The organism is Thalassobacterium maritimum (assembly GCF_031127805.1).
In the GTDB taxonomy this organism is placed as follows: domain Bacteria; phylum Verrucomicrobiota; class Verrucomicrobiia; order Opitutales; family Coraliomargaritaceae; genus Thalassobacterium; species Thalassobacterium maritimum.
Genome location: NZ_JARXHW010000002.1, coordinates 47,158 through 64,418 on the forward strand (window position 1 = coordinate 47,158; position 17,261 = coordinate 64,418).

16 protein-coding genes are annotated in these 17,261 nt (G+C 52.3%); 7 read left to right on the top strand and 9 right to left on the bottom strand.

Translation table 11 applies throughout. The features are described 5' to 3' along the window. Positions 1-32 precede the first annotated feature (32 nt). Positions 33-1,262 (bottom strand): transcription termination factor Rho, encoded by a 1,230-nt coding sequence (rho, locus tag QEH52_RS01210; protein WP_308948102.1) that lies wholly within the window; start codon positions 1,260-1,262, stop codon positions 33-35. A gap of 321 nt (positions 1,263-1,583) precedes the next feature. On the opposite strand from rho, the gene QEH52_RS01215 reads away from it, so the two are divergent. Beyond that, positions 1,584-2,681, top strand: coding sequence for a mechanosensitive ion channel family protein (locus tag QEH52_RS01215; protein ID WP_308948104.1), 1,098 nt, complete (start codon positions 1,584-1,586; stop codon positions 2,679-2,681). 19 nt (positions 2,682-2,700) lie between these two features. Here the strand turns inward: QEH52_RS01215 and QEH52_RS01220 are convergent, their stop codons facing one another. Beyond that, positions 2,701-3,162: an SRPBCC family protein gene (locus tag QEH52_RS01220; protein WP_308948105.1), complete on the bottom strand. Its 462-nt coding sequence runs from the start codon at positions 3,160-3,162 to the stop codon at positions 2,701-2,703. A gap of 85 nt (positions 3,163-3,247) precedes the next feature. On the opposite strand from QEH52_RS01220, the gene QEH52_RS01225 reads away from it, so the two are divergent. From QEH52_RS01225 to QEH52_RS01235, 3 genes are read left to right on the top strand one after another with little or no spacing between them, the layout of a single operon-like run. Beyond that, the gene (locus QEH52_RS01225) at positions 3,248-4,150 is read left to right on the top strand and encodes an acyl-CoA desaturase (protein ID WP_308948106.1); all 903 of its coding nucleotides are present in this window, start codon (positions 3,248-3,250) and stop codon (positions 4,148-4,150) included. Positions 4,151-4,163: 13 nt separating this feature from the next. Continuing rightward, positions 4,164-4,937 (top strand): DUF1295 domain-containing protein, encoded by a 774-nt coding sequence (locus QEH52_RS01230; protein WP_308948107.1) that lies wholly within the window; start codon positions 4,164-4,166, stop codon positions 4,935-4,937. Further along, positions 4,910-6,142, top strand: a complete 1,233-nt coding sequence (locus QEH52_RS01235; protein ID WP_308948108.1) for a cyclopropane-fatty-acyl-phospholipid synthase family protein — start codon at positions 4,910-4,912, stop codon at positions 6,140-6,142. Before QEH52_RS01230 ends, QEH52_RS01235 begins: the two co-directional genes overlap by 28 nt. Positions 6,143-6,145: 3 nt before the next feature. On the opposite strand, the gene QEH52_RS01240 is transcribed toward QEH52_RS01235, so the two are convergent. Both QEH52_RS01240 and QEH52_RS01245 read right to left on the bottom strand, forming a co-directional pair. Then, positions 6,146-6,940, bottom strand: a complete 795-nt coding sequence (locus QEH52_RS01240; RefSeq protein ID WP_308948109.1) for a DUF1365 domain-containing protein — start codon at positions 6,938-6,940, stop codon at positions 6,146-6,148. After that, on the bottom strand, positions 6,937-8,214 hold the full coding sequence (locus QEH52_RS01245; protein WP_308948110.1) for an NAD(P)/FAD-dependent oxidoreductase: 1,278 nt from the start codon (positions 8,212-8,214) through the stop codon (positions 6,937-6,939). Before QEH52_RS01245 ends, QEH52_RS01240 begins: the two co-directional genes overlap by 4 nt. 254 nt (positions 8,215-8,468) lie before the next feature. Between QEH52_RS01245 and QEH52_RS01250 the strand changes: the two genes are divergently transcribed. After that, positions 8,469-8,990 carry a nuclear transport factor 2 family protein gene (locus QEH52_RS01250; protein ID WP_308948111.1) on the top strand — a complete coding sequence of 174 codons (522 nt, stop codon included), beginning with the start codon at positions 8,469-8,471 and terminating at the stop codon, positions 8,988-8,990. A 72-nt stretch (positions 8,991-9,062) separates the two neighbouring features. Here the strand turns inward: QEH52_RS01250 and htpG are convergent, their stop codons facing one another. Then, positions 9,063-10,955, bottom strand: a complete 1,893-nt coding sequence (gene htpG / locus QEH52_RS01255) for a molecular chaperone HtpG (protein WP_308948112.1) — start codon at positions 10,953-10,955, stop codon at positions 9,063-9,065. A gap of 165 nt (positions 10,956-11,120) precedes the next feature. Here htpG and QEH52_RS01260 point away from each other — a divergent pair, with 165 nt between their 5' ends. Continuing rightward, positions 11,121-11,513, top strand: coding sequence for a DUF3568 family protein (locus QEH52_RS01260; RefSeq protein ID WP_308948113.1), 393 nt, complete (start codon positions 11,121-11,123; stop codon positions 11,511-11,513). Between the two features lie 29 nt (positions 11,514-11,542). Here the strand turns inward: QEH52_RS01260 and QEH52_RS01265 are convergent, their stop codons facing one another. From QEH52_RS01265 to QEH52_RS01280, 4 genes are all read right to left on the bottom strand, one after another. Continuing rightward, positions 11,543-11,731 (bottom strand): DUF4250 domain-containing protein, encoded by a 189-nt coding sequence (locus QEH52_RS01265; protein ID WP_308948114.1) that lies wholly within the window; start codon positions 11,729-11,731, stop codon positions 11,543-11,545. 7 nt (positions 11,732-11,738) lie between these two features. Further along, positions 11,739-13,397 (bottom strand): peptidylprolyl isomerase, encoded by a 1,659-nt coding sequence (locus tag QEH52_RS01270; protein ID WP_308948115.1) that lies wholly within the window; start codon positions 13,395-13,397, stop codon positions 11,739-11,741. Positions 13,398-13,462: 65 nt separating this feature from the next. Beyond that, positions 13,463-14,959, bottom strand: coding sequence for a YihY/virulence factor BrkB family protein (locus QEH52_RS01275; RefSeq protein WP_308948116.1), 1,497 nt, complete (start codon positions 14,957-14,959; stop codon positions 13,463-13,465). A 21-nt stretch (positions 14,960-14,980) separates the two neighbouring features. Beyond that, entirely contained in the window at positions 14,981-15,784 is an 804-nt protein-coding gene (locus tag QEH52_RS01280; RefSeq protein ID WP_308948117.1) for a DUF4339 domain-containing protein, read from the bottom strand. 228 nt (positions 15,785-16,012) lie between these two features. Between QEH52_RS01280 and QEH52_RS01285 the strand changes: the two genes are divergently transcribed. Further along, the gene (locus QEH52_RS01285; RefSeq protein WP_308948118.1) at positions 16,013-17,251 is read left to right on the top strand and encodes a glycosyltransferase family 4 protein; all 1,239 of its coding nucleotides are present in this window, start codon (positions 16,013-16,015) and stop codon (positions 17,249-17,251) included. The last annotated feature ends 10 nt before the right edge of the window (positions 17,252-17,261 follow it).

Below are 17,261 nucleotides of genomic sequence, written 5' to 3' on the forward strand. Positions count from 1 at the left end.
CAACAGTACAATAGACTGTTTGCATGCACCCATTAGCGCTGTAGCAGCTTCAAAAACTCGTCGTTTGTTTTGGTCTGTTGGAAGCGGTCGATCATGAGCTCGGCAGCGTCTTCGATCTTTTGACCTGCTAATGCGCGACGTAGGAATTGGGCACCTTCCAGGTATTTACCTGAGAGTAGGAGCTCTTCCTTACGCGTGCCAGAGGCGTTCAAGTTGATCGCAGGCCATAGGCGGAGCTCGGCTGCCTTGCGATCGAGCACCATTTCCATGTTACCCGTGCCTTTGAATTCCTGAAAGATCAGCTCGTCCATTTTGCTACCAGTCTCGATCAGCGCGGTCGCAATTATGGTGAGGCTGCCGCCTTCTTCGCAATTACGTGCGGCAGAGAAAATTTGACGTGGTTTTTCCAGCGCGCGCACATCGAGGCCGCCAGTCATCGTGCGGCCCCCTTTGCCCGAGGCGGCATTGTAGGCGCGTGCGAGGCGAGTGATGGAATCGAGCAGCAGCACGACGTCTTTACCAGCTTCCACTAATCTTTTAGCACGCTCAATGGTGATTTCTGCGATGCGAAGGTGATTTTTAAGGTCCTCGTCATTGGAGGATGCGTAGATCTCCGCGTTCACACTACGCTTAAAATCAGTGACTTCTTCCGGCCGCTCATCGACCAGCAGCACTAGGCAGTGGCACTCGGGGTGGTTTTCGATCACGCCATGTGCGATGTCGTGTAGCAGTGTTGTTTTACCTGTGCGTGGTGGGGCGACGATTAGACCACGGGTGCCTTTACCGATGGGGCAAAAAAGGTCCATGATTCGCGTGGTGACACGTCCATCTTTGGCTTCGAGCCGGATTTGTTCGTCGGGTGCGATGGAGACCATTTGTTGGAAAGTATAACGACCTTTGCGCTCTTCGAGTTCAGCGCCATCGACTTTCTCAATGAAGCGTACTTTGGGATTAGGAAAACGGTCATTCTGATGAGCATTGCCTTCGATAAAGCTTCCCTGCTTGAGCTTGAAGCGTTTGATTAATTCGCGTGGCACAAAAGGATCGTTAGGCTTTGTCTTACCGTTACGCGAAGGGTCGATTAGCTGACCGGTCTTGTTTTCTAAGATTTCTAAAATGCCCGAAACCGCCACTTCCTTGACTTGTGGCTTCTCCTTTGAAGGCTGCTTATTCTGCTGAGCTTTTTCCTGTTTAGGCGTCGCTGAGGCGACTGCTTCTTCGGTAGGCGCAGGTGTTTCCGTCGATGAATTATCTTGGCTCATGTGTCGGCGTTTCGGTACGTAGTAGATTAATTAAAAGAGAAGTATCGCAAGAGTGCGGATCTTTGGCGCAAGTTTGAGTTCTGGCGCGAAGGAGGTCTAGCGTCGGAGCGGAAAGTCCGACTACCAGTCGGGATTTAATACGGATTGTCGGTGGAGAACACCTTAGACATCGTATGCTGTTCGCTATGGTTGCATTTAAGGAGCAATCATTTCCGGCTGTCAACGACTATAATTGAGGCTCGTTCGGGCTGTTTGAGCAGCATCTGGCTAATTGTCTCCATTTTTTGACAGAGCGGCCCAGTCTGTGCTACTTGCTGCTCTATGACAGTTTGGTTAGACAAAATCTATCACATAGAAATCGCAGGCAATGGGCTTGACCATTGGATCTATGCACTTGGAACGATTTTTGTGCTTTTTCTTAGCTTAAAATTGCTCTTTGGAGTACTCAAGCGGCGGATCAGTAGCTTGAGCAAAAGAACTTCTACGATTGCCGACGATCTGCTCGCTTCTGCGCTGGAATCGACTAAAAGTTTTGTTTTGTTTACGGCAGCAGTATGGGGCGGTGCTCGCTTCTTGGATAGTGGAGAGTTCGACACGTATTTGGATTTCGCCCTATTGATTGCTGTGGTCTTACAGGCGGCGATTTGGGCCAATCGTATGGTGTCCACCTATATTACCTTTTACACGGATGCACGTCGCGATGAGAACCCAGGCGCAGTCTCTGTAGTGCAAGGCGTCTCCTTTTTGGTGCGCTTAATTATTTGGTCAGTCGCGTTACTCTTGGTGGTCGATAATTTAGGTTACGATGTGACTGCATTATTTGCTGGCTTGGGAATCGGTGGGATTGCGGTGGCCTTGGCGTTGCAAAATATTTTGGGCGACCTGTTTGCATCGCTTTCAATTGTCTTGGATAAGCCTTTTGTGATTGGCGACTTTATCATCGTCGGTGACTTGATGGGGGTGGTAGAGAAAATTGGTCTAAAGACCACCCGTTTGAGGAGTCTTTCTGGGGAGCAGCTCATTTTTTCGAACACCGATCTACTTAGCAGTCGTGTGCGTAACTACAAGCGTATGCAGGAACGTCGGGTGCCCTTCGAGTTTGGCGTCATTTATCAGACGACTCCCGATCAGTTAGAGGCGATTCCAGCGATGGTTAAATCTATCGTGGAAAGTGTAGAGGGGCTGCGCTTCGATCGTGCCCACTTTAAAAGTTTTGGAGCGAGTTCTTACGATTTTGAAGTCGTTTACTACATCAATACGCCTGACTTCAATGCCTACATGGATGCGCAGCAGAAGATCAATTTGGCGCTCTGTCGTCAATTTGCTGAGCGTGGCATCGATTTTGCCTATCCTACACGCACAATTTTTATCAATCGCGAAGAGGAGGCAAATATTCCAGGTGAAATGGCTGAACAATGACCGGTCGCGCGGACAAGCCTTAATTCGCTAGATGCGCAAGCATCGCTTTTTGACGATAGTCGAAAATACGTTCGAGCTCCTTTTTCACATAAAGTCCACGTGCAAGGGCGCCGAATGGGCCGAAGGGCATCACATAGCTCACGCGATCGTTGAAGCGCACGCCCCCTGCTACGGCTGTGATCTCGTGGTAGTGATACCATAGCCGATAGGGGCCGATGCGCTGCTCGTCGACGAAGGAGTGTTGCTCACGAATATGTTTTAGTTCGGTCAGCCAAGTTTGTTTGCCGATGAGTGGAATGCCGACTCGGTATTCGATAAGCAGGCCGTTATACATTTGCTCGGGAAGTTTGCTGACGATCTCGAAGTCCATATCGTCGGGGGTGATCCGATCGAGATTTTGGGGCGCGCTGATAAAATTCCAGGCTGTTTCGAGCTCGGTTGCGATGGTTTGTTCGCGTTCTAATTGGTGGATCGTTGGCATGATGACCAATCGCAAATGTCAGTTCGGCCTTACGCAATTTTTGTTGTAAGTTCAATCATTGAGGGGCGTTTACTCCACAACGCCTATGCCTAAATTTCAATCCATTCTGCGACATGCACTGCACGATGAGGACAACCGTCTGCTGATGGCATCATCCCCAATATTCATGATGCATGTGCTCGCATGTGGGGCTCTGTTTACGGGGTTTAGCTGGGCAGCGGTGATTGCTTTGCTAATCACTTATGTAGTTCGGGTTTTTGCTTTGACCGCAGGCTTTCATCGTTACTTTTCCCACCGGGCATTCAAAACGAGTCGTGCCTTTCAATTTATCTTGGCGTGGGTGGGCACTTCATCGGCGCAATTGGGTCCAATGTGGTGGGCGGCGAATCATCGGCACCATCATCAACATTCGGACAAAGAAGAGGACATTCATTCCCCAGTGGTCAACGACGCTTTCTGGGCGCACATTGGATGGGTGCTGTGTCGTGCGTATGGCTCCATTCAGCACGATCGCGTTAAGGATCTAAATAAATACCCAGAGCTTCGTTTTATTGATCGTTTTCACATCTTACCCGTCATCTCGTTGATCCTATTGCTCTATGGGGTGGGGGCGGGCCTGGACGCGTTCTATCCTGGTCTTGAAACCAGTGGCTTACAAATGGTTATGTGGGGCTTCTTTATGAGCACGGTGTTGGTCTATCATGTGACTTTCTGTGTGAATTCAGTCACCCACATCGTGGGCAGTAAGCGTTTTAAAACTGACGATGAAAGTCGTAACAGCTGGTGGGTGGCCTTACTTACTTTTGGGGAAGGCTGGCATAACAATCATCACCGTTGGCCACTTTCCGCTCGGCAAGGAATGTATTGGTGGGAGTTGGACTTAAGCTATTGGGGGCTGCGTCTGTTAGAGAAACTTGGTGTCGTTTGGGATTTGAAGGTCTATCCCGAAAAAATCTATCAGGAGGCCGCCGTAGGCAACCACACTTAATTTGAATGAGTGTATGTTAAATTTTTGGATCAGTTTCTTTGTTGTCGGGTTTGTTATTGCCAGCTCAGTCTATGGATTGGCCCGCAGGCTTAGCTTGATGGCGCTGGTGGATACGATTTGGACACTAGGCTTAGGCTTGATTGCGCTGGCTTATCATCGCTATGCGGAGCTGAACTCGATCCGCTCCTGGGTGGTCGTATTGTTGATTATGATTTGGTCTTTTCGCTTAAGTTATCATTTATTCGCAGATCGTATTTTGCTGGGGAAAGAAGATCCACGCTACCAAGCGCTGGCAGAATATTGGGGCAAGCAGCAGGCGCGTAATTTCTATTTTGTCTTTCTGGCCCAGGTCGTTCTGGTTGCGCTCTTCTTTTTGCCTGTGAGTGTCGCCATGAGTCGTGAGGGCGCTTGGGCGTGGCTCGATATGTTGGGTGTTGGACTTGCAGTCTGTGCGATACTTGGTGAGGCACTGGCTGACCAGCAACTCGCAAAGTTTCGTGCGCAGCCCAATCATAGAGGAGCTGTATGTCGTGTGGGTCTGTGGCGTTATTCACGGCACCCGAACTACTTTTTTGAATGGTTGCACTGGTTTGGCTACGTGCTACTAGCCGCAGGCGCGCCGCTGGCATGGATCGGGCCTATCGCCATGTATGTCTTTCTCCGTTATTTGACCGGCGTGCCTTTTGCTGAGCGATCATCGCTGAAGAGCCGTGGGCAGGCCTATCGCCGCTACCAATCGACCACTAACACCTTTTTTCCATGGATACCACGAAATCAGTCAAATTAGTTCAAGCTGCAAGCACCTTGCCACGTATGAAACTCATGGAGCGTGCGCTTGCATGGATGTTGCGCGATCTGCAGTTTGGGAGTTTGCAAATTCAATTTCCCAGTGGCGCGGAGTGCGTCTTAGGTGAACAGGGAGATGCTCAGATACAACTGAAGATCCATCGGGCTGCATTTTTTAGTAAAGTATTCTCTAGCGGCAGCGTTGGTTTGGGCGAGTCCTATGTCGATGGCGATTGGGATACGCCCGATCTCTCAGCACTGCTCTTGCTGCTCGCCAAGAATCAGCAGGATTTAGGTCGCGTGGGACGTGGCTTCTCCTTGCTGACCCAACAAATGAACCGTCTCTACCACCGGGCGCGTCGTAACACGCTGGAGAAAACTCAGACCAACATTCAGGAACACTACGATTTGAGTAATGATTTTTACCAAAGCTTTCTCGATCCCACGATGACCTACTCCAGTGCTTACTTTCAAGACCACACTGAAAGCTTGGAGCAGGCGCAGTTGCGCAAGATCGACCGTATGCTCGACCTCGCTGGGGTGGCTGCGGGCGACTCGATTTTAGAGATCGGGTCCGGCTGGGGCGCGTTGGCCCTACGCGCTGCGCAGCGGGGCTGCCACGTGAAAACGATCACTCTTTCGGAAGAGCAGTTTACATATTCTAAAGAGCTCTTTGCCCGCGCGGGCTGCGCCGATCGGGTTGGAATTGCCTTAGAAGACTATCGCCGGCAGCAGGGGCAGTATGATGCGGTGCTCTCGTGTGAAATGATCGAGGCGGTCGGGCGCGAATATTTGCAAAGCTACTTTCAAGTCATTCGCCGCTCGCTCAAACCAGGCGCACGTGCGGTTCTGCAGGCGATCACGATTTCCGATGATCGCTATGATAGCTATAGTCGTAGTTGTGATTGGATACAGAAACACATTTTCCCCGGAGGTCACCTGCCTTCGCCGGGAGCGATTCGTGCGCATGTGGCCGATACCAAGGATATGCAAGTGCTCGGTCTACATCTCTTCGGCCGTGACTATGCAGAGACATTGCGCCGTTGGGCGCAGAGCTTTAATGCCGCGGAAGGCGATGTGGATGCGCTGGGTTTTGATGCCCGCTTTCGTCGTAAGTGGAATTATTATTTCAGCTATTGTGAGGCAGGCTTCGATGCCGAGCTGATCGATGTGCAGCACGTCGTGCTGGAGCGGAGTGGTTGCTGATCCTTATACGATCGGATGCTGTTGCGTTTGGTCGCGGTCGATCAAGGTTTGTTTGGACTGCGGGCTGGGCCGAGCGTGCACAGCTAGCTTCTTTTTGTAATACAGCTGTGCAGCTTGATACAAGATACGTGGCATGCTGTTGAGTGCGGTGTCGAATGGTTTTAGGAGCGCGTGTTTCCAGATTGCAGCATTGGTGATCGGTTTGGCCTTTCCATGTATCCATGTCTTTAATACGCATTTACCTTGGCGATGCAGGTCGACGCCTAAGAATATGGACTCTCGCTCAATGCGAAAATTAAAATGATACTCGCCCGCGAGGTCGTTGAATGGGGATACATGAAAGTCTTTGGCGCAGCGAGCGGTCCACTGGTGAGTGCCTACTTCTTGCAACTGAGTCAGCGGGTAAATGTGGCGGTCGCCGAATGTGTTATTCACTTCCGCCACGACGCTGAGCAGAGCATCGCCAGCCATGCGTAGGTGAAAGTTGACTGGGTTGAAGGCGTAGCCGAAGTAACGCGGTGAGCTGATCAAGAGCGTGCGTTCACCCGGGCGTTCGGGTGGCAGTATGTGGTTGAGCTGTTCGAGGATGGGCGCATCTTTTCCGTAGAGGTAATCCTTGTCACGCAGCGTGAGTGGTCGTGCCTGCGGGTGCCCGAACAGTGAGATTTGCTGAGTGAGTGGCTTGAGCTCGTTTAAGTCGAAGCCGAAGAAGGTGGTGGGATAGCTGAAGCTGTGGGCGCATGGCGTCAGCCGCTGGTGGACGACTTGCCCGCGATAGATCTGTGAGTGTTGGATCATAGGGATATGCCAAAGCCTGCGGCCACTTCGACAGCCGATTGCACCGCATCTTCATGGAAGCCGTAGCCGAAGTAACTACCGCAATACCATGTGTTGCCTTGGCCATTCATCGCGCGTAGGCGTGCTTGTGTTTCCAAGCTGGCTTGTGAGTAGAGCGGGTGCATCAAGGTCGTGGTGTTGATGACTTTCGAAGCCTCGATCGGTTTTGCCGGATTGAGGGTGACGATGTAGGGCGCCTCTGTGTGCAGATTTTGCAGGCGGTTCATATAGTAGCTGACTGACACCGGGCGGTGGGCGGCATCTCCTTGAGCGCGCACAAAATTCCAGGAGGCCCAGAGCTTTGAGTCGAGGGGCAGTTGGCTGGCGTCGCTGTGTAGCACGACTTGATTGGCTTGATAGCGCCAGGGACTGAGATTTTGAATTTCCTCTGGGCTGGGATCGGCCAGTAGTTGGTAGGCTTCGTCGGCGTGGGCGCCAAGCACGAGGTGATCAAATTCCAGTTTCTGTCCGTCCTGCATTTCCAGGGTCACACCTGCTTGGTGACGGTGAATACATTTCGGAGCGGATTGTAGGTTGGGAGGGCGTTGAAAGCTTTGTAGCATTGCGCGCACATAGTTGCGTGAGCCACCTTTGACGACGCGCCACTGGGGGCGATTAGTCAGGCGCAGTAAGCCGTGGTTTTCCAGAAAGTGTAGATAAGCCTGGGCTGGAAAGGCGCGCATCTCTTCAATCGGAGAGGACCAGATGGCGGCGCCCATCGGGTAGAGGTAATTTTGCAGGAAGGGCTGGCCGAACGCACGTGCTTGGCAGTATTCGCCCAGTGTCTTGCCGGCCAAATAGCCAGAATTGAGGTCGCGGTAGCCCACCTTCGCAAAACGCCAGAGGTCACGGATGAAGCTCAAATGTTTAGGCTTAAAATAGTAGCCAACGGACGGAAACAAGCTGCCTAGGGAATTGCCCGAATAGCCGTAATTTGTGGCACGATCGTAAAAACTAAATGTCATCGAGCTGTCCTCTAGCTCCACATTTAGTTGCCGCAGCACTTCGGTGAACTTGGGGTAGTTGCGGTGATTCATGACAATGAAGCCAGTGTCGACCGCGGTGCCGGCATCCACACCGTTGGGCACGCGCAAGGTACGTGTGTGGCCGCCCGCGTAGTCGTTTTTCTCGAAGAGGTGCACCTCGTGCTTTCGCTGCAGTAGCCAGGCGGCTGTGAGGCCTGCCACGCCACAGCCGACGATTGCGATTCGTTGTTTAGAGTTCGTTTCGGTCATGATGGCGTTGTCAATTTAAGAGGGGCCCCGGCCGTAGTTGTGAGGGCGAGGTGGGGCAGCGACGCTTGTTCACGTGCAGGATGCTTGTTTAAGAGATCGCTGCAGTGCTGGCTAACTTACTCGGCACAGATCTTTTTGTAAGGTTTCTCGCGCGACTGCGCTTGATTAGGGTGAAAGTTAAACGATCCATCGCATGCTGCCTTGTCAGCCTCTCTCTGCTAGGCCTGTTTTCGGGCTGTAGCTCATCGAATACCATGCATACGCAAACTATACCTGATTCTACTTACCGTGCCGCACTCGAATGGACGGATCCCAGTCAATTTGAGCTGCCCGCAGAGGGGAGTCCCGAAGAGGCGCAGATGCTCGCTCGGGTGGAAACGCTCTTTACCGACTACAGCGAAGATGCGTTGGCTGCTAATGTGGAGCAGGTCTACGCCGACAAAGTTTATTTTCGCGATGCCTTTCGGCACTTAGAGTCTGCGGCCGAGATTCGCGAATATTTGATCGAAGGTCTCGCTCCCTTAGAGGGGGCAGAATTTGTTTTTCATAAAATTCTGCGCAGCGGGGGCGATTACTATATCGATTGGACGATGCGGCTGGACTTCAAAAAGACGCCCACCGGCACATGGGAGGAATCAATTGGCATGACGCGCATGCGCTTTAACAACGAGGGGAAGGTGATTTTCCATCAAGACTACTGGGACCCCACTGATATCGTGTATCAGCGCATTCCCATCGCTAAGCAATTGATCGCCTATGTGAAAGGGAAGATGTAGGTCTTTTTGAACACAAAAAAGCCGCGACTCCTGTGAGGAATCGCGGCTTTGTTCTAAATAAACGGAGCTGTCTTACTTGGCGCTGAGCTTTTCCAGAATCTGGTAGCTGCGCTGCACCATTTGGCTGGGATCTTCGAGCAGACCAGCCGACATGCGGGCGTTGTCGAGCAACTGCTGACAGATCAGGCTGGCCAGTTCGCCGTCGTTGGCGTGTAGACCTGCTAGATTTTTAACCAGCGAGTGGCGTGGATTGATTTGCAACTTGACGGGAGGCTCGCCGCCCATGCCGGGCATTTCGGGGCCGCCTGCTTTTTGCTGCATGGCCTTCATCATCTTGCGCATTTGAGCCGTCATTTGCTTGTCGGCGTTGACGATCATGGCCGGGCTACCGACGAGGCGGTCGCTGGCGGAAACTTCACTGACTTCTTCACCGAGCTTTTCCTTAATGAAGCTGCAGAGGGCTTCGGATGCGTCGGCGGCGAGGGCTTCGGCCTTGTCGCTTTCGGTTTCCGGTGCGATGGCGTCGAGATCGATCTCGTCGTTGTCGGCAGACACGAAGTTCTTTTCATCAAACGCGCGGGCGTGGTTCATGACGAACTCATCGATTGGCTCGTAAAGGTAGAGCACCTCGATGTTGCGGGCCTTGAATGCCTCGATGTAAGGACCGCTCTCGATGGCTTCGCGGCTAGGGCCGAAGAGGTAGTAAATTTCCTTTTGGCCTTCTGGTGCGCGTGAGAGATAGTCGGCTAGGCTGGTGGTGCTGCCGGCTTCGGTGTAAGAAGACTCGTAGCGCAGCAGCTTGAGCAACTGATCGCGGTGTGTGAAGTCGGTGGTGACACCTTCCTTGAGGAATAGGCCGAAGTTGCTCCAGAAGTCGTTGTAAACTTCGGGCTCTTTCTTGGCTTTTTCTTCCAGAGTCTTGAGGAAGCGCTTAGTGATGACCTTGTTCAGTTTTTGAATCAGGCTGCTGTCTTGCATGGACTCACGCGAGATGTTGAGCGGCAAGTCAGCGCTGTCGACCACACCACGCACGAAGCGCAGCCAGTCGGGCAGCAAGTTCTTGGGCTCGCTGTCGATTAGCACCTTACGGCAGTAGAGGCCGACGCCGGGCTCCATGCGGCCAAAGCCGAAGCCTTCCATGTTTTCAGTGGGCGCGTAGAGCAGGGCGTTGATTTCCAGTGGCGCGTCTGCGTTGAAGTGTAGCCAGAAGCGAGGCTCGTCAAAGGCCTTGGCCTGGAATTTGTAGAATTCTTTGTATTCTTCTTCGGTCACGTCGCTTTTGCTCTTGAGCCAGATTGCGCCGATGGTGTTGAGCTTTTCGCCGTCGACCTTGACGGGGAACTGTACGAAAGCGGAATACTTTTTAATGATCTCCTCGATACGATCCTTCTTGGCAAAGTCCTTATATTCGTCCTTGAGGGAGATGACGATGCGGGTGCCGCGGCGTTCGCCTTCGACCTCTTCGATTTCGTAGGCGCCGGAGCCATCGCTGGACCAGCAGTAGCACTCGCCTTCTTTTTTCCAGCTGCGGGTGTATACTTTGACCGAATCGGCCACCATGAAGACGGAGTAGAAGCCGACACCGAACTGACCGATCAGATTGTCGTTGCGCTCGCCGCTTTCCTTCAGCGCGTTGAGAAAAGCCTTGGATCCTGAGTGGGCGATGGTGCCCAGGTTTTCGATCAACTCATCGCGAGTCATGCCGATGCCGAAGTCGCGGATGGTGATCTCGCCGGCTTCTTCGTCGGAGGATACTTGGATCTCGAGGTCGAGATCAGCGTCAAAAATGTCGGCATCTTTCTCGGCGACTTGATTGTGACGCAGCTTTTCGGTGGCGTCCGATGCATTGGAGACGAGCTCACGGACGAAGATCTCTTTGTCCGTGTAGAGCGAGTGGACGACGATATCGAGGACTTGCTTGACCTCGGCTTGGAATTCGTGGCGTTCAGGTGCTTTTGTTGTCATAATTGGTTGTTTTGGGTTTAAAACATGAATTCTGAGAAAGCATTACCGCAGATAGAGGCAAGGGTTTCTCAAAAGGCGCAGAAGCGTAGGGCTGTTGTTTAAAAAATCAAGTGTTCTGAATCGAACTTGTGTTGTGAGTTAGCGATCGTGTGCTATTGTTCCCCTATGAATAAATATATCCATGCTGGCTTTGTTTCTGCGCTACTATTAGGGGCGAGTTTTCAATTTTCTGGTTGTGTCGCGATTGTGGCCGGTGGGGCTGCCGCGGGAGGCACTGCTTATGCGCTGGGCGATTTGACTGTCGCGGTCGACGCAAGCTCTGAGCAGCTCGAACAGGCGATCCGAAATGGAGCACGCGATCTAGGGCTTCAGTTTATTAATGGCTCTGGCGATCAAACTGCAGGTAAATATCTGTTCCGTAACGCGAGCGATCAGAAGATCACAGTGAGCTACCGAACAAAATCACCTGTTTATTATGAGATGAGTATTCGCGTCGGCACCTTTGGTGATGAGGCGATTGCTTCTAGTTTGAGTCAATCGATTCAGAAGTATCTATAGTTTGTTGTTTCCGCTGGATCAGCGGCAGTTTAACGAAACTGCCGCTGATCTACTTGGAAATGATAGTCTGCGCTCGCGAGGTGGGCGCAGAGTTGCTTCGGGTCAATGTCGTGTGTGCGACACAGGTCGTCTAAGGAGTCCGAATGGTTGCGGAGCTCCGTATTGACGAGACCTACTAAAAGGTGAGGGTCGATTCGTTGGAACTGACTCCAATCCATTTTTAGCTTATTCGGAGATTTCTTGGGCTGATTCTTCGGGCAGACCGTGGAAGACCAGCTCGTTGGCAAAGGCGGCACCGCTTGTGTAGGCCGCGAAGCGAGCTAGGTAGTCTTCTGCTTGCACGAGGTCTTCGTCGTCGCTAGCGATTTCGGGCACGGTCTTCTCTTTGACATAGACAAAGATGCCGCTGCCGCCAGTGGTGAGCATCGGAGAGACTTCGCCTGCCTGCATGCCTTGCGCGGTTTGCAGGGCGCTACGGTTGAGTTCGCTAGGTGCTTCTTGTGCACTGAAACTTTCGAAATCCTGTGCCTGGAGGCCGAGGGCTTCGGCGGCTGCGACGAAGGCGCTGCCTTCGCTGATCTTGGCTTTAAGCTCGGCTTGCAGGCTTTCACCCTTCTCGTTGAAGAGGCGGCGTTTTTCTTCGGCTTTGTAGTCGGCTGTTACTTCGGCCTGCACGGCTTCGAAAGCGGGGATCTCCGGGGCGATGCGGCCTTCGTAGATCAATACGGCAAAGCCGCCCTCGATGGCATAGGCGTCGGAGTAGTAGCGGTTGCCGCCTAGCTGGAATGCGGACTCCAGAAGCTCGGGTGAGAGTGCGCGTTGGCGGGCACCTGCCAGTGTGTAGGGCTCAATGGGAGTCAAGCTGACTTGGGATTTGTTGAGCAGTTCATTGAATGCCGCGGAGTCGCGTTTGATCTCATCGCGGTAGAGGCTGTAAGCGAATGCTTGTGCCGCTTGGTTGGCGATGCGCGCTTCCTGCTCTTGCAGGTAGCTCTGGGCGACTGCTTCGCGCACGTCCGCGAAGGTGACTGGAGTTGCGTCGGCGCCTTCGTCGGATGCAGGCTTGTTGGCCTCAAAGTCGGCGACGAATTGTGCGCGATTGGCGATGAAATGCTCACGTAGCTCGGCTTCGCTGGCCTCAGGCACTTGGGTCGCATATTGTGAATCCTTAAAAAATACGTAGCTTGCTTGGATGCGCTCGGGGATTTGGTAGCGAAGTTTGTTGGCTTCGTAGTATTCGAGCAGGGCGGCTTCGTCGGCTGTGATTTCAGGCGTGAAGCTGGCGTAGTCGATTTGTGCAGTCGAGAGTGTGAACTCAGTGCGGTTGCGTTGTGTCTGTGCCAAGGCTTCAGCGGGGAGCAGGTAGCCCGGGCCGGCCAGCACGGAGCCGATTTGATTGATCCGGTAGTCCTCTTCCAGCACTAGTAGAACGAGTCCTTTTTGTGAACGTGGGTTGGACTCCATGCTGTCCACAAAGCTAGTGTAGGCGTCCGCGCTAAATTGACCATCGGGGCCACGAAATGCATTCTTGGTGGTGATGTAGTCGGCCAGTGTTTCCTGGCTGGGAGCCGGGACGCCAATCTCATCCGCGAGGTGCAGGAGTGCGATGCGGCTGGTCAGTTGAGTCTGAAATTGCTCGTCGCTGCGGATCTGCTGGCCGTTGAGGTAGGCGCTGAGCTGCACTTTTTCAATGACGATTTCGCGTTCGCGGGGTGCATTTAAGTCAATCCCATAGAACAGGTTCTCCTTGTAGCCACTGCGATCAGTCGTGCAACCCGGCGTGTTGCCGATGGTGAAGACAAATGCGACGATAATAATAGCCAGCAGGGACAGGAATATCCAGCGTCCGTGACGGATGAGGTGATGTTGAATCCAAGAGATCATGAGATACGAAAAAACGGGTGAGGTTAGGTGCCCAGTCTACTCTGTCAACCAATTGGTTGCTAACTTTAGCTAGCAGGTTCTTGCAGGCGGATGAGCTCTGCCAAGGTCATGTTGGATTTGGGGCAATGTTTGAGGGCGAGCACCTCGTCTATGTAGATGCGAATGGCGGGGGTGTTTGTGGCTGCGATGTCAGAGCCTTCGTCGTTACCGAAGGTTTCAATGCTTTGTTTGAAGTCGGCCAAGGTAATATTTTCGGCTGGCCGGCCTGGCTGATAGGCATGGTCGCGTTCTTCTTCCGCGTTGCTATCCTCAATGCGGTTGAGGAAACCAATTGCGCATAGACGATTGATGCTGGTATTTAGAATATGGCTCGGAATGTGTAGTTTTTTGAGTAATTCACTGGTCTTGACGGGGGGGCGGCCCGCCTGAAAGCGATGCATGACGATTAGCAGCACAGTCAGTGAGATCAGCTCGCGTGCGCGCTCGCTAGTGTTTTGCCAGGCATTCTCATTGGTGAGGAAATCGGCGTTTTGCACTGCGTAAGTGACTTGCCCCCCGAGCAGGATTAAGAGCCAGAATACGTAGAGGCCCAGCATGAGCACAACTATGATGCCTACGGAGCCGTAGAGGCTATTGTTGCTGACGACCTGCTGCACGTAAAGGAAGGAGAGCATCTTGTAGATCTGTAACAGCGCCACTACGAGCAAGGAACCCAGTAGGGCGGGCCTCCACTGAACCTGTGTGTTGGGGATGAAGCGCAGGAAGGCAGCCAGCAGTAAGGTGATCATTATCAGCGTGATCAGTGGCAGAAAAAACGTAATCACAGCAGTGATGGTCGTTCCAAAGGGGAGATTTTCTGCGAAGCGCAAGAAGACCGTCAATACTTGTAGCGAAATCGAGGCTGAGCCGATGAGGGCACCTAGACTAATAAATGTCCAATACGTGACGATGCGTTCTGTGAAGTTGCGGCCTTTTTCCACGCCCCAAAGCGTGTTAAAGGAGCTTTCGATGGAGGTGAGCACGCGCAAGCAGATAAATAGTAGCAGCACGGTGCCAATCACGCCGACGGTGCCCGATTTCGCGACGGAACTGAAGTGACTGATCAGCTCGAGTAGCTCTGGGGCGAGTTCTGTTTGGGTCACGCCATTGTTATCTTCGTTGACGGTGACGGATACTTGTGGCGCAGCAAAGGCAATGATTTCTGTGATCTTCTTGACCACGACGCTGTCGGCAGGATCTGAGTGGGGGTCTGCGATGTCGCGGTCGATCAGGAAGCCGGAGATCATGATGCCAAAGGCGATAATGGGGCCGATGCCGATTGAAGAGTAGAAGGTGAGTGCTGCGGATTGCATCGGGAGCTGGTTGCGCTTCAAGCCTTGCCCGGTTAAGGTCAAGATGCGCAGCAGGTGATACATCCGTGCGCGCAGGGTGCGGCGGCCGAGGTATTCTAGCTCCCAAATGTCCTTGCGCATGAGTGCTTGAGCACGCGCGGTGTAAGATTTGACTTGTTCGAGCCTATTACGGGCTTTGTCTGCGATCGATTTTTGGTCTTTGCTTTGCAAAACTGATTGTAGATAAATGGCTTAGCTGTTGACTATATTCATTACAATGCTGTCGAAGAACCCATCAAACCGGCCATTCAGTGCCAGATAGGCGAGGTAGGCATTGCCGCCCACTCCAAGTATAAATGCGGGAATCATGGTGTTCAAGCTTTGCGAGATCGTGGCAAGAAAGATGCCGATGCCTGCGGCGGCCGTGAGCCCCATTATGAGCGGGTCGCCTAGCGCCCAGCCCACATACAAGCCGAAGCCTAGTGTTAACATGGCTCGTCCACGTGCGACTTGAAATGCTTCCGTCACAGACAGATATAGGAGTAGCCCCAGGATTAAGTCGAAAATCGCGATTAAAACTGTGGGGTAGTTTAAGATACTGGCGACCCCGTTCTCGCTGAATGCGGCTTGAAATTGAGGAACGAGTGGTAAAACCATGAAAAGCGCAGAAAATACCAGCATCAATCCTAGGCCGGAGGAGGAAATATTGGCTGCAATTTCGAAACTCTTTTTTTTACGTGATAGTTTGCGTTTTTCTGCTGTATCGCCTTCGGCTGCGGCGAGCATCGACTCTACGTCCAATGCGGGTGGAGTGCGCGCGTTCGATGTGTTTTTCTTGGCCTCATCGACTCTCAGTGTGAGTTTTTCTCTTTCTGGGAAAACCTGAGCGGCCAGTTCTTCATTCAAGGCCAACGGCGTCCACTCTTCTTTATTTTCGTCGTAATAAAGCGTGTTGGGGCTGACTTGACCTGCTTCAGCAAGCGTGAGCAGCTTTGAGATGTCGAAGGGTCCACGGGACTCGTCTTGCTCGGGTGTTCTGATGTAGTAGTCGGGCATATTTCGTTTGTGATAATCGACGCTTATGCTTGAGACTAGGCCATTGTCGCTTATTTTCACAAGCGCAAACGAGTTTGCGCTGTTGAGCTTTGATGCTTTTTACAAGCTTATCACTCGACTTTTAGCCTAAGCTAACGTATTGTCGCTTTAATCTAAAATAAGGTAAAAACTTATGTTTGCTGAAGTTTTGGCTGGATAGGTGCTAGGTTGACTGGCTCATTAAGATATGTGAGAATACTTGTATTAACATCCGTTTATCCGCCCTTGGGCTATAGTGGACACGATGAGCGCTGTAGACAGACCGTGGGAGCTCTGGTGCGCCAAGGGCATCAGATGCAGGTGTTGACGTCAAATTATCGCTTGCCTCCGATGGGGGTGCCAGGAGAAAAGGGTGTTTTTCGAGAGCTTCGTCTGTATCCGAACGCTTTTGAAGACTCGAAGCTTGGAACGTCTTACGCGGCAACCTATGCACACGAAAGAGTGAATGCAGAGGCGCTTGATTACCGTGTGCGTCGTTTTGAGCCTGATGTGGTCTACATTTGGAATATGCGTGAGCTCTCGAAGTCTTTGCTGTTTCGTTTGCAAAAAAAAGGTGTTCGGATCGTCTATGATTTGCATATGGACTGGTTGTTGCCGGAGAGCTTTAATCGAGATCCTTGGTATCGCTGGTGGCGCGCTAATCCGAGCCTGCAATCTAAGTTGTATCGCGGTTTTATGCACTGTATTGGTAAGGCCCGACGCGCCTTGGGGATGATGCCTATCGGTGAAGCGCACGAGTTGAACTTGGAGGGGAGTTATGTCGCGAGTTGTTGGCTCCGTGATCAATTAACCGATGCAGGCATGACTCAGGTCGAATCTTTACCGGTTATTTATCCTGGGACTGATGTCAGAATATTGAAGCCTAAAGAACGTTACGTGAGGCGCCGTCGTTTTATGTGGGCTGGACGATTAACAGAGGCCAAAGGCGCGGATATTGCCGTGGCTGCGGTGGGCCTCTTAAAGCAGCGCGGAGTTTATGTGTCGCTCGACCTATTTGCACTGGGCGAGCCCAGTGAGCGCAAGGCCAAGCGCAAGCGAATTGAGACGGCTGGCCTAATCGATCAGGTTACTATGCGTGGGATTCGTCCGGGCGAATTGTTCGAACACTATGAGTTTTACGACGCATTGCTTTATACGAGCCGGTATGGGGAAGCTTTTTCTATGACTGTGCTGGAAGCAATGCTATCGAAGCTTCCATGTCTTGTGGCCGATGTCGGCGGTAACTCGGAAATACTAGAGCACGCGCATGATGCCTTGATGTTTGAGGCTGGTAGCGCTCAAGCTTTAGCAGATCGAATGCTTGAGTTTGTGAATCGTCAAGATATGGGGGCCGAACTTGCTGAGAACTCTATTGAAAGATTGCAAGCGGAGCGCTCGATTGACACATTCTGCGAAAAAATCACTCCTCTTCTCTCTGAGCACTCGTAGCTCGCCTAGC